We start from the raw sequence: 12,317 nt of genomic DNA, 5'->3' as shown, positions 1-12,317 counted from the left end.
CCGGGCCGCGGGGCCGCCGCGCCTCAGGCGGGCGCGGCGGCATTCTCCGGCTCGGCCCGGAGCTTGAAGCCGCGCAGGACCGCCGGGCGCGCCTTCACGGCGTCGAGCCAGCGGCCGACATGCGGGTAATCCGCGATGTCGAGGCCCTGGCGTTCCCAGAGCTTCGCCCAGGTGACGACCGCGATGTCGGCGATCGTGTAGGCATCGCCCGCCACGAAGGCGTGCGCCGCGAGCTGCGCGTCGAGGACCCGGTAGAGCCGGGCCGCCTCGGCGGTGTAGCGCTCGATGGCGTAGGGGATCTTCTCCGGCGCGTAGATGCGGAAATGGTGAGTCTGGCCGAGGACCGGGCCGAAATTCGCCGCCTGCCAGAACAGCCAGATATCGACCGCGATACGCTCCCGCTCGGCTTCCGGGTAGAACTGGCCGGTCTTGCGGGCGAGGTATTGCAGGATGGCGTTCGACTCGTAGATCGTGATCGGCGCGGACCCGGGCCCGTCGTGATCGACGATCACCGGGATCTTGCCGTTCGGCGAAACGCTGAGAAACTCGGGCGCGCGCTGCGCCCCCTTGCCGATGTTCACCGGGATCATGCGGTACGGCAGCCCGCACTCCTCCAGCATGATCGAGGCTTTCCAGCCGTTCGGCGTCGTCCAGTAGTACAGGTCGATCGGCGGAGTCGTGACGGCCGACATGCAGACGGTCCCCTCGCGCGGGCGTGGATCGGGTCTCTCGCCGGGCGAGCTTAACCAGAGAGCGCCCGCGCCTGTGAAGCGAAAACGTCGCTCGGGCGCGCGAGGCTGCGGCGAAAATGCGACGCAAAGGACTTTTTCGGCGCGGTCGCGGACCGGACGGGGCGCGGCACCTTGCCGGAGGGAACGCCTGTGGCAGTGATGGGCCGGCAACCTGCCCCAGCGTCAGCGGGGCGACCGGAGGTCTTCCATGCGCTCCCGCCTCGTCCTCGCAGCCCTCGTCGCCGCAGTGCTGGCGCCGCCCCTCCCGGCACGCGCCCAGGAGAGGGCCGAGCCGACCGTGAAGGGCATGGCAGCCCGCGAGCGGCAGAAGAAGTGCGGCGCCGAGTGGCGGGCTTTGTCCACCGCCGACAAGGCCGCGCAGGGCCCGACCTGGCCGAAATACTTCAGCAAATGCGTGAAGCGCCTCAAGGAGCAGAAGGCCTGAAGGCCGGCTCAGACCCAATCCGCCAGATCCCCTCGGGATGGCGGATGCGGGCTTCGTTCACGCGCCGCGCGGGCTGGTGATCCGGGATCCGCTGTGATCAACCGGATCCCGGATCAGAGCGGCTTGCGGAAGCCCTCGTGGCTGCGGGCGTAGCCGAGGCGCTCGTAGAAGCGGTGCGCGTCGACCCGGCGCTTGTTGGAGGTGAGCTGCAGCGAGGTCGCCCCGCCGGCGCGGGCGAGCCGCTCGGCCTCCTCCACCATCCGGGCGCCGACGCCCCGCGAGCGCCGGTCGGCGCGGACCTGGACGCTCTCGAGCACGGCCTGGCGGGCGCCGCGGCTCGTGATCCCCTGCCGGAAGGAGAGCTGGAAGCTCCCGACCACCTCCCCGCCCTCCAGCACCACGTAGAGGTCGCAATCGGGACTCGCCGCGATCGCCGCGAGGGCGGCCGCGTAGGCGGGCCGGTTCTCCGGCGTCCAGGCATCCCCGTGCCCGCCGACCGCGTCGGCCTCGTGCAGGCGGACGATCGCTTCGAGATCGTCCGGGACGGCGACGCGGATGGCCAGGGCGGGCATCTCGGGTGCGGACATCTCGGGTGTGCGCATCAGCTGACTCTCCTGCGGGAGCTCACCGGGAGGGGATCGCCCGGGACCGTGCGACCCTGATACACGGGCGTGTGTCGCACGCGCGGGAGGGGCAAGGCCATGGACAAGGAACGGCGCCTGCTCCAGCGGGTGGTGGCGCTGGCCGCCCTGGTCCCGGTGGCGGGGGGCCTCTACGGCGTGGTGTTCGGCGCCGGCGGCATCGGCGGCGAGCGCGTCGCCGTGTCGGTCGACAGCCATTTCCGCTACCTCTCGGGCCTCCTCCTCGGCATCGGGCTGCTGTTCTGGTCGACCGTTCCGGAGATCGAGCAGAGGACGCGGCTGTTCCGGTTCCTGACCCTGGTGGTGGTGCTCGGGGGGCTGGGGCGCCTCCTCGGCCTGTGGCTGACCGGGGTGCCCTCGCTCGTGATGCTGGCGGCCCTCGGGATGGAGCTCCTCGTCACCCCGCTCCTCTGCCTGTGGCAGGCGCGGGTCGCCCGGATGGCCGCCCGGTCCGGCCGCGCCGCCGGACCGGGAGAGCTCTGACGCAGGGTCAGGCCGCACGGACCGCCGTCAGGAAGCCGCGGAGCCGGTCGCCGAGTTCGCCCGAGTACCGCGCCAGCCCGCGGGCCGAGCCGAGGACCGCGTCCGCCGTGCGGCCGGCCTCCTCGGCGACCTCCCGCACCGCGACGATGTTCTCCGAGACCAGCCGGGAGCCCGAGGCGGTCCGGGCGAGGGTCTGCGCGACGTCGGAGGTGACGGCACCCTGCTGACGCATGGCCCGCACCATGTCGAGATTGGTGTCGCGCAGTTCGGTGATGGACCGCCCGATCTCGCCGATCGCCCGGACGGTCGTGCCCGTCGCCTCGCGAATTTCCGCGATCTGGGCGGCGATCTGGTCGGTGGCCTTGGCGGTCTCGCCGGCGAGTTCCTTGACCTCGGCCGCGACGACCGCGAAGCCGCGCCCCGCGCTCCCGGCGCGGGCCGCCTCGATCGCGGCGTTGAGCGCCAGCAGGTTGGTCTGGTGGGCGAGCGCCGCGATCATGCCGACCACGGCCCCGATCCGGTCGGCGGCGCGGGACAGGTCCTGGACCATGCCGTCCGTCCGGGCCGCCTTCTCGGCCACAGAGGTCGAGAGATCCGAGGCGTGCGCCGCCCGCTCGGAGAGTTGGCGGATCGTCGCGGCGATCTCCTCGGTCGCCTCGGCGACCCTCTCGACGCCGGCCGAGGTCTCGCCGGAGGCGGTCGCGACGTGGCCCGACCCGGTGCGGACGCGGTCGGCGATGGAGGTCATCGCGTGCGCGGTCTCCTCCATCCCCGAGGCGGAGCGCGCGAAGGCCTCCAGCATGGCGACGGCGTCGCGGTCGAACTCCCCGAGCAGCGCCTCGACCCGGCGGCCCCGCTCGCCCTCCGCCACGACGCCTGCGTGGATGTCCACGAGCGACCCGCAGGCGCGCAGCGGCGTCCCGTCCAGCCCGTGCGCGACGCCGCCCGTGGCGCGGAACCAGCGATAGGAGCCGTCGCGCATCCTCAGGCGATAGGTCACGTCGTAGTTGCCCTTGTCCCGGACATTCGCCAGGGCGGCCTTGAACACCGCGAAGGTGCGCGCGGCATCCTCCAGATGCAGGCGCTCGGACCAGGACGTCACCATGTCCGGGAATTCCTCCCGCGACGCGTAGCCGAGCAGGCGCCGGAACTGCTCGGACCAGGTCCAGCGCGATTTCGGGTGCATCGGATCGCCCTCGTGCAGTACCGCATCCCACAGCCCGACCCCGGCGTAGCGCCCCAAGATCGCGATAAGCTCATCGTTTGCGGAACGACGCTTGAACATGGTCGTGCTCGAATCGACAGCCGGAAGGACGATGCCTTCGTCTAATCTGCAAATCTTAACGAATGCTTGACCCAGGGGCACAATGACATATTCACATCATCGCGAACGATCTTCGGGATCCTGTTGTGGCACGTCGCCTCAAATTCGGTCCCGAACATGCAGCGATGGTGCGGCCAATTGCGGATGGTTTCTTTCGCAAGTCATGCCGAATGATGCTGCCGGCTGCGGCCCGTCCGCCGCTGCGGAGCGGCGGCCGCGCGGGACGGGAAGGCCCCGCGCGGGTTCCGCGTCAATTGACCCGCGACCAGATCTGGCGCTTGCAGATCAGCCCGCCGAGCACGCAGCCGGCGAGTTCGAGCGCGTTCGGGCCCTTCACGGCGAGCTTGCCGGTATAGGTCTTCCCGTCGCGGAAATTGTAGAGCGAGCCCTCCCAGCCCTCGCCGGTCGGGCGCATGTCGGTCGACAGGGCGACGCCGACCATGCTGCGCGCGCGCAGGGCCGGATCGGGGTTGTGCACGTCCTTCGCCTCGCCGGTCAGCACCTTGGCGACGGTGCTGCAATAGCCCTGGCCGCAGCGCGTGATCCGGATATGGGCGTCGCCGCCCGCCGTCAGCCAGGTCCCGGACGGGTCGAGTCTCGGCTGCGCCAGCGCCGGCATCGTCAGGGCCAGAAGGGCGATCAGTCCACGATACAAGGGGTGCTCCTCATGAGTACGGTCGGAGCCGCCGGTCGGCGGCGCCCGTTCGGCCCGTGCGCCGTCCGGCCCGTCAGGCCACGAGATCGGGGAAGGGCACGATCGTGGACTTGACGGTCCGCATCGCCATGGCGTCGGCGACGGCGGCGCTCACGCCCTCCCGGGTGAAGGGGTAGAGCGTCTGCATCTCCAGCCACGGGTACTTCGCCCGCGCCCGATAGAGCATGTCCACGCCGAGGGGCAAGTCGTTGCCCGTGAAGGCCCAGGAGCCCAGCACGGTCAGGTCCTTGGCGCAGATCCGGTGCCACGAGGTCTCGATCGCGCCCGCATCCGTGAACTGGCCCATCTCCACGTAGGTGCCGCCGTCGCGCAGGAACTCGATGCCCTCCGGCCCGGCCGAGGGATGGCCCGAGCAATCCATCACGAGGTCCGCCCCGAACCCGCCGACGATCTCGCGCACGCGCGCGATGCGCTCCTGCGGCGTGCGGATCTCCGTGATGTCCACCGTCGCCTCGGCCCCGAAGCGGCGGGCGAGGGCGAGGCGCGGCTCCTCGGGCGCGCCCACGCAGATCACCCGGCCCGCCCCCATCTCCTGGGCGGCGGCCACCGCCAGGATGCCGATCGGACCCGATCCCTGAATCACGACCGTGTCGCCCCACTTGAAGCCGCCCGCCCGGACGGCCCGGTTGAAGGCCCGGATGCAGGAGGTCAGCGGCTCGGCGAGCGCCCCGAGCCGCAGGTTCATGTCGTCCGGCAGCTTGTAGACCTTGGTCCCGGGCAGCATGTCGAGGTCGACGTAGACGTACTCGGCGAAGCCGCCCCACAGGTGCGGCGCCTTGTCGAAGCCCAGGTAGCGCCCGTAATAGACCGGCGTCAGGCACTTGTTGGCCTGCTCCGGATAGTGGACGCAGTAGTAGCAGTGGCCGCAGGGCATCAGCGGCGGGATCATCACCTTGGAGCCGACCTGCAGCGGCTTCTCCATGAAATCGGCGGTGAAGTCCTCGCCCTTCTCGACGATGACGCCGCCGATCTCGTGGCCGAGGGTGAAGGGCCAGGGCAGGGGCTTGGGCCAGTGGCCCTTCAGGATGTGCTGGTCGGTGCCGCAGACGCCGCAGGCGCCGATCTTGATGAGGGCGGCCTTCCGGGGCACGGCGGGCCAGGGCACGGTGCGGATCTCCGGCGCGGCGCCAGGCCCCGCGAAGGTCGCGACCCGGATCTCGGAACCTGTCATCGGCGTCTCCTCCTCGTCTGGCGGCGGGCGGGTCGAGCCGTCCGCGCCCGGGAGTGTAGCAGCCGATGGCGCGGCGAATCTCCCTTGACCTGCCGTCGCCGCGGGATCACGCTGCCCCTGCTCCGACGCCCGACGCGGTGGCCGGAGGCACGATCGGAGGGAGGCATGCCGCCGCCGATGAGACGTGCCGCGAGGATCGCCCCGGAACTCGTCCGGTCCGGCGCGTAGCGGCGACACGCGGATGACGGGTGGAAGCGGCGCCCGGGGCGCGAGCCCACGGCAAGGCGCGCGGCTCACCGACACCGAGGCCCCATCTCCGCCGCTTCCGTCCTGCCGGCCCGGCCCACGACAGGGCCGTTCGCCCGGGCCCGCGGCCGCGCCGGGACGCCCCGCAGCCGTCGCGGGGCCCCCGATCAGATGTCGAGTTCCGCCTCGTCCGCGAAGACCGCCCGCTCGGAGATGAAGGCGAAGCGGGCCTCGGGCTTGTTGCCCATCAGGCGCTCGACCGCGTCGCCCGTCGCCTCCCGCGCCTCGTCCAGCACCTCGACCCGCAGCAGCGTGCGCTTCGACGGGTCCATGGTGGTCTCCTTGAGCTGCCCCGGCATCATCTCGCCCAGGCCCTTGAAGCGCCCGATCTCGACCTTGCCGTTCTTGAACACGGTCTTGATCAACTGCTCCTTGTGGCGGTCGTCGCGCGCGTAGGCGGTCTTCGCGCCCTGGCTCAGCCGGTAGAGCGGCGGCACCGCGAGGTAGAGGTGCCCCTTCTCGATCAGCTTCGGCATCTGCCGGTAGAAGAAGGTGATCAGCAGCGAGGCGATGTGGGCGCCGTCGACGTCGGCGTCCGTCATGATGATGACCTTCTCGTAGCGAAGGTCGTCGTCGCGGTAATGCGAGCCGGTGCCGCAGCCGAGCGCCTGGGTCAGGTCGGAGAGGAGCTGGTTCGCCCCGAGCTTGTCGCGGCTCGCCGAGGCGACGTTGAGGATCTTGCCGCGCAGGGGCAGCACCGCCTGGCTGGCGCGGTCGCGGGCCTGCTTGGCCGAGCCGCCGGCCGAGTCACCCTCGACGATGAAGATCTCCGAGCCGGCCGCCCCGGCCTTCGAGCAATCGGCGAGCTTGCCCGGCAGGCGCAGCTTGCGGGTCGCGGTCTTGCGGGCGACCTCCTTCTCCTGGCGGCGGCGCAGCCGCTCCTCGGCGCGGTCGATCACCCAGTCGAGGAGCTTGTTGGCCTGCGTCGGCGACGCCGCGAGCCAGTGGTCGAACGCGTCGCGCACCGCCGCCTCGACGATGCGCGAGGCTTCGAGCGTCGCGAGCTTGTCCTTGGTCTGGCCCTGGAACTCGGGCTCGCGGATGAACACCGACAGCATCGACGCGCAGGTCGCCATCACGTCGTCGGTCGTCACCGCCTGCACGCGCTTGACCTGCCCGACCCGCTCGGCGTGGTCGCGCAGGGCCCGCAGCAGCGCGATGCGCAGCCCGCTCTCGTGCGTGCCGCCCTCCGGCGTCGGCACCGTGTTGCAGTAGGAGGAGGAGAACCCGTCGTCGTGGGTGAGCCACGCCACCGCCCATTCGAGGGAGCCGTGGCTGCCCGGCCTCGTGACCTTGCCGGTGAACAGCGCGTCGGTGACGAGTTCCTTGCCGTCGATCTCCTGGGCGAGGTAGTCGCGCAGGCCCGCCGGGAAACGGTGCACCGCCTCGGCCGGAACGCCCTCAATGCCCTCCACCAGGGCGGGCGCGCAGCGCCAGCGGATCTCGACCCCGCCGAACAGGTAGGCCTTCGAGCGCGCCATCTTGAACAGGCGGCGCGGGTCGAAGGCGAGCGCCCCGAAGATCTGCGGGTCGGGATGGAAGCGCACCTTCGTGCCGCGCCGGTTCTGCACCCGGCCGACCTGCTCCAGCCCGCCCTGCGGGACCCCGCGCGAGAAGTGCTGGCGGTAGAGGGTCTGGTTGCGGGCGACCTCGACCTCCAGCCGGTCGGAGAGCGCGTTCACCACCGAGACGCCGACGCCGTGCAGGCCGCCCGAGGTCTCGTAGACCTTGGAATCGAACTTGCCGCCCGCGTGCAGGGTGGTCATGATCACTTCGAGGGCCGACCTGCCCGGGAATTTCGGGTGCGGATCGACCGGGATCCCGCGACCGTTGTCGGTGACGCTGAGGATGCCGCCCTCCTCCAGCTCCACCTCGATGAAGGTGGCGTGCCCGGCCACCGCCTCGTCCATCGAGTTGTCGATCACCTCGGCGAAGAGGTGGTGGAGCGCCTTCTCGTCGGTGCCGCCGATATACATGCCCGGCCGGCGCCGCACCGGCTCCAGCCCCTCCAGCACCTCGATCGCCGAGGCGTCGTAGCCGGCCTCCGCGGCGGGGGATGGCACCGCCACGGGGCGCGGGCGCTTCGCGCCGGATTCGGGGTCGCCGGGCGCCGGCTTGGCGCCCGGAGCGAACAGATCGCGCGCAGGATCGCTCACGCGGCGGCCTCGCGACGGGGGGACGGCTCTGGCAGCATTCGCACTCATCCTCTCCCTATACCGGAACAAACCGGAAACAGAAAGGGTCCAAAGGCGGATCCGGGGTGGGGCGGGAGCGCGCGGCGCCCCCAGCCGGCCCCAGATGGTAAACAGGTTACGTTAAGATTGCTTCACCCGTCCCTCCCGGGCTGGAACAAAGAAGGCGTCAACGCGTTACGGCTACGCTGTCCCCGTTCTGTCGAGGAGTCGCCCCCGATGACGGCCGCCACCCGCCACGCGCACCACATCGCCCTCGCGCGCGCCGAGCGCGCGGCCGGACAGGCCTTCGGCTACCTCGACGAGGCCGCCGTGGCGACCCACGCCTCCGCGCACCGCTTCGCCGCCACGGCGACGGGAGCGGCCTTCGCGGTGGTCTTCGCCGCCACCCTCGCCTGGGCGCTCTGAGCGCGCGCTACTCGGCGGCCGCCGCCTTCTTGCGCGCGGGCGCCTTCTCGGGCGCCGTTGCGCTCTTGGCCGCCGACGCGCTCTTGCCCGCCGACGCGCTCTTGCCCGCGGCGGCCGGCTTCGCGGCCTTCTCCGCCTTGGCCTTGGCGGCCGGCTTCGCCTCCGTCTTGCGCGCCGCGCGGGCCCGGCCGGACGTCTTCTTCTTGGTGCCGCCGCCCGCCTCGCGGCGGGCCACGATCAGGCGCAGCGCCTCCTCGAGGGTGAGAGCCTCCTTGTCGGCCCCCTTCGGCAGGGTCGCGTTGACCTCGCCATCCGTGACGTAGGGGCCGTAGCGGCCGGCCTTGACCGTGACGGCGCGCCCCTCCGGGTCGTTGCCGAGAACCCGGCCCGGATCGGCCGCCGGCCGTCCCCCACCCTGCTCCTTGGCGACGATGAGGTCGATCGCCCGGTTCGCGCCGATCTCCAGCAGGTCGTCGTCCTTGCCGAGATTGGCGTAGGTCTTGCCGTGCTGGACGTAGGGGCCGAAGCGGCCGAGATTGACCAGGATCGGCTCGCCGCTCTCGGGGTGCCGGGCCACTTCCCGCGGCAGGGCGAGGAGCTTGAGGGCGGTCTCCAGGGTCACGTCCGCGGGCGTCAGGCCCCGTGGCAGGGACGAGCGCTTGGGCTTCTCGGCCCCCTTCTCGGCCGAGGCCTCGCCGAGTTGCACGAAGGGACCGAAGCGGCCGTCGCGCAGCGTCACCGGCAGGCCCGTCGCCGGATCCTCGCCGAGCACCCGCACGCCGGGCTGGCCGCCCTCGCCGGCGCTTCCCTCCCCGTCCCCGTCGAGGCCGGCGGCCGAGAGCTGCCGCGTGTACTTGCATTCCGGGTAGTTCGAGCAGCCCACGAAGGCACCGAACTTGCCGAGCTTGAGCGAGAGCGTGCCGCCCGCGCAGTTCGGGCAGGCGCGGGGATTCGCGCCGTCCGCCCGCGGCGGGAAGATGTGCGGGCCGAGCAGTTGGTTGAGCGCCTCCAGCACCTCGGCGGTGCGCAGCTCCTTGGTCCCGGCCAGCGCCGCGGAGAAGTCGCGCCAGAAGTCGCGCAGCACCTCGCGCCAGTCGATCTCGGCGTTCGAGATCCGGTCGAGCTGCTCCTCCAGGTCGGCGGTGAAGTCGTACTCGACGTAGCGCTGGAAGAAGCTCTCCAGGAAGCCGGTGACGAGGCGGCCCTTGTCCTCCGGCACGAGGCGCTTCTTGTCGAGGCGGACGTATTCCCGGTCGCGCAGCACCTGCAGCACGGCCGCGTAGGTGGAGGGACGGCCGATGCCGAGCTCCTCCATCCGCTTGACGAGGCTCGCCTCGGAGTAGCGCGGCGGCGGCTCGGTGAAGTGCTGGGTCGCGGCGACGCGCTCGCGCCGCAGCGGATCGCCCGCCTGCATCGGCGGCAGGCGGCGGGATTCCTCGTCCTCCTCGTCGTCCTTGCCCTCCTGGTAGAGGGTGAGGAAGCCGTCGAACCGCACCACCTGCCCGGTCGCCCGCAGGTCGAGGCGGCGCGGCCCGACCTGGGCGGCGATCTCGACGACGGTGCGTTCGAGCTCCGCCGATTCCATCTGGCTCGCGATGGTGCGGATCCAGATCAGCTCGTAGAGCTTGGCCTGCTCGGGTTCGAGGAAGCGGGCGACCTCCTTGGGCAGCCGGCCGAGATCGGTCGGGCGCACGGCCTCGTGGGCCTCCTGCGCGTTCTTGGCCTTCACGCTGTAGCTGCGCGGGGCCCCCGGCAGGTAGGCGTCGCCGAACTCGGCGCCGATGACGCGGCGCGCGTCGCGGATCGCCTCGGGCGCCATGTCGACGCCGTCGGTCCGCATGTAGGTGATGAGGCCGACCGTCTCGCCGCCGATCTCGACGCCCTCGTAGAGCCGCTGCGCGATGCGCATGGTCTGGGCCGGGGCGAGGCCGAGCTTGCGGGAGGCTTCCTGCTGCAGGGTCGAGGTGGTGAAGGGCGGCTGCGGGTGCCGCTTGGCGGGCTTCGACTCGACGCTCGCGACCGCGAAGGTGGCGAGTTCGAGGTCGCGCCGGAACGCCTCCGCCTCCTCGGCGGTGCCGACGTCGAGGCGCTGGATGCGCTTGCCGTCGGCCCCGACGAGCCGGGCCTCGAACGTGGCGCCCTTGGCGGTCGCCAGCGTCGCCACCAGCGACCAGTATTCCCGCGGCTTGAACGCCTCGATCTCCGCCTCGCGGTCGCAGACGAGCCGCAACGCCACCGACTGCACCCGGCCGGCCGAGCGTGCGCCGGGCAGCTTGCGCCACAGGACCGGCGAGAGGTTGAAGCCGACGAGGTAGTCGAGGGCCCGCCGGGCCAGGTAGGCGTCCACCAGCGCCTGGTCGATCTGGCGCGGGTTGGCCATCGCGGTCTGCACCGCGTCCTTGGTGATGGCGTTGAAGGTGACGCGCTCGACCGCCACGTCCTTCAGCACCCGCTTGGCCTGCAGCGCCTCCAGCACGTGCCAGGAGATCGCCTCGCCCTCGCGGTCCGGGTCGGTGGCGAGGATCAGCGTGTCGGCGCCCTTGACCGCCCGGGCGATCTCGGAGACCCGCTTGGCGCCGCGCTCCTCCAGCTCCCAGAGCATCTTGAAGTCCTGCTCGGGATCGACCGAGCCGTCCTTCGCCGGCAGGTCGCGCACGTGCCCGAACGAGGCCAGGACCTCGTAGTCGTGGCCGAGATACTTGTTGATCGTCTTGGCCTTCGCGGGCGACTCGACGACGACGACTTTCATGAACGGCTTGCCTCTTCCCAAGCAGACCGCTGCGGTCTTTCTCGATGTGGCGGACGCCGGCGCTCGGGGGAGGCGCCTCGGGCCCGAGAAGTGGGTGAAGGTGCGGCCATTGTCAAATGCCCGGAAGGACGGGCCTGCCCTGCTTGCGGCGCTTCCGCCCTGCTCCTATAGGCCAGGGCCAGCATGAGCACGCCGCCGACCCGCCCGGGATTCCCGCACCGTCACCTGCTCGGCATCGAGGGGCTGAGCCCGCTCGACATCGTCGCGCTGCTCGATCGGGCCGATGAGGCGGTCGAGATCAGCCGGCAGGTCGAGAAGAAGCGCGCGACCCTGCGCGGGCGCACCCAGATCAACCTGTTCTTCGAGCCCTCGACGCGCACGCAATCCTCCTTCGAGCTCGCCGGCAAGCGGCTCGGGGCGGACGTGATGAACATGTCGGTCGCCTCCTCCTCGGTGAAGAAGGGCGAGACGCTGATCGACACCGCCGCGACCCTGAACGCGATGCGGCCGGACATCATCGTGGTGCGCCACCATCAGGCCGGCGCGGTGCACCTCCTCGCCCGCAAGGTCGATTGCGCGGTGGTCAATGCCGGCGACGGCGCCCACGAGCACCCGACCCAGGCGCTCCTCGACGCGCTGACCATCCGGCGCAACAAGGGCCGGATCGAGGGGCTGCGGGTGGCGATCTGCGGCGACGTCCTGCACTCGCGGGTCGCGCGCTCGAACATCATCCTGCTGCAGGCCCTGGGCGCCCGGGTGCGGGTGATCGGCCCCTCGACGCTGCTGCCGCCCGGCATCGCCCGGATGGGCGTCGAGGTCTTCACCGACATGCGCCGGGGCCTCGCGGGCGCCGACATCGTGATGATGCTGCGCCTGCAGCGCGAGCGCATGAACGGCTCCTTCGTGCCCTCGGTGAAGGAGTATTTCCGCTATTTCGGCCTCGACGGCGAGAAGCTGAGCCTCGCCGCGCCCGACGCGCTGGTGATGCATCCCGGCCCGATGAACCGGGGGGTCGAGATCGCCTCCGACGTGGCGGACGGGGCGCAGTCGCTGATCCGCGAACAGGTGGAGATGGGCGTGGCGGTGCGGATGGCGGTGCTGGAGGCGCTGGCGACGCATCTGCCGAACGCTTGACAGGGGTTGAGGGGTGAA

Annotated in this window: 11 protein-coding genes; 4 read left to right on the top strand and 7 right to left on the bottom strand. The window is 71.3% G+C overall.

Annotation, left to right across the window (positions count from 1 at the left end; all coding sequences use genetic code 11):
• Positions 1 to 23 precede the first annotated feature (23 nt).
• On the bottom strand, positions 24 to 692 hold the full coding sequence (locus QA634_RS21860; protein ID WP_012334091.1) for a glutathione S-transferase N-terminal domain-containing protein: 669 nt from the start codon (positions 690 to 692) through the stop codon (positions 24 to 26).
• 247 nt (positions 693 to 939) lie between these two features.
• On the opposite strand from QA634_RS21860, the gene QA634_RS21855 reads away from it, so the two are divergent.
• The gene (locus QA634_RS21855) at positions 940 to 1,176 is read left to right on the top strand and encodes a hypothetical protein (RefSeq protein ID WP_012334090.1); all 237 of its coding nucleotides are present in this window, start codon (positions 940 to 942) and stop codon (positions 1,174 to 1,176) included.
• Positions 1,177 to 1,289: 113 nt separating this feature from the next.
• On the opposite strand, the gene QA634_RS21850 is transcribed toward QA634_RS21855, so the two are convergent.
• Positions 1,290 to 1,778 carry a GNAT family N-acetyltransferase gene (locus QA634_RS21850; protein WP_012334089.1) on the bottom strand — a complete coding sequence of 163 codons (489 nt, stop codon included), beginning with the start codon at positions 1,776 to 1,778 and terminating at the stop codon, positions 1,290 to 1,292.
• Positions 1,779 to 1,877: 99 nt separating this feature from the next.
• Here QA634_RS21850 and QA634_RS21845 point away from each other — a divergent pair, with 99 nt between their 5' ends.
• Complete coding sequence (locus QA634_RS21845; RefSeq protein WP_012334088.1) at positions 1,878 to 2,300, top strand: DUF4345 family protein; 423 nt, start codon at positions 1,878 to 1,880, stop codon at positions 2,298 to 2,300.
• Between the two features lie 7 nt (positions 2,301 to 2,307).
• On the opposite strand, the gene QA634_RS21840 is transcribed toward QA634_RS21845, so the two are convergent.
• From QA634_RS21840 to parE, 4 genes are all read right to left on the bottom strand, one after another.
• Positions 2,308 to 3,486, bottom strand: coding sequence for a methyl-accepting chemotaxis protein (locus QA634_RS21840; RefSeq protein WP_283026757.1), 1,179 nt, complete (start codon positions 3,484 to 3,486; stop codon positions 2,308 to 2,310).
• Positions 3,487 to 3,874: 388 nt separating this feature from the next.
• Entirely contained in the window at positions 3,875 to 4,279 is a 405-nt protein-coding gene (locus tag QA634_RS21835; RefSeq protein ID WP_012334086.1) for a DUF2147 domain-containing protein, read from the bottom strand.
• 73 nt (positions 4,280 to 4,352) lie between these two features.
• Positions 4,353 to 5,510, bottom strand: a complete 1,158-nt coding sequence (locus QA634_RS21830) for a zinc-binding dehydrogenase (protein ID WP_012334085.1) — start codon at positions 5,508 to 5,510, stop codon at positions 4,353 to 4,355.
• Positions 5,511 to 5,923: 413 nt separating this feature from the next.
• The gene (gene parE / locus QA634_RS21825) at positions 5,924 to 7,972 is read right to left on the bottom strand and encodes a DNA topoisomerase IV subunit B (RefSeq protein ID WP_012334084.1); all 2,049 of its coding nucleotides are present in this window, start codon (positions 7,970 to 7,972) and stop codon (positions 5,924 to 5,926) included.
• A 255-nt stretch (positions 7,973 to 8,227) separates the two neighbouring features.
• Here parE and QA634_RS21820 point away from each other — a divergent pair, with 255 nt between their 5' ends.
• Positions 8,228 to 8,416, top strand: a complete 189-nt coding sequence (locus QA634_RS21820; protein WP_012334083.1) for a hypothetical protein — start codon at positions 8,228 to 8,230, stop codon at positions 8,414 to 8,416.
• A gap of 7 nt (positions 8,417 to 8,423) precedes the next feature.
• Here the strand turns inward: QA634_RS21820 and topA are convergent, their stop codons facing one another.
• Positions 8,424 to 11,165 (bottom strand): type I DNA topoisomerase, encoded by a 2,742-nt coding sequence (topA, locus tag QA634_RS21815; protein ID WP_012334082.1) that lies wholly within the window; start codon positions 11,163 to 11,165, stop codon positions 8,424 to 8,426.
• A gap of 183 nt (positions 11,166 to 11,348) precedes the next feature.
• Between topA and QA634_RS21810 the strand changes: the two genes are divergently transcribed.
• Positions 11,349 to 12,299: an aspartate carbamoyltransferase catalytic subunit gene (locus QA634_RS21810; RefSeq protein ID WP_012334081.1), complete on the top strand. Its 951-nt coding sequence runs from the start codon at positions 11,349 to 11,351 to the stop codon at positions 12,297 to 12,299.
• Positions 12,300 to 12,317: the final 18 nt, after the last annotated feature.

The organism is Methylobacterium sp. CB376 (assembly GCF_029714205.1).
Taxonomy (GTDB): Bacteria; Pseudomonadota; Alphaproteobacteria; order Rhizobiales; family Beijerinckiaceae; genus Methylobacterium.
Note: the sequence above shows the minus strand (reverse complement) of the source record. Positions and strands in the feature narration are given on the sequence as shown.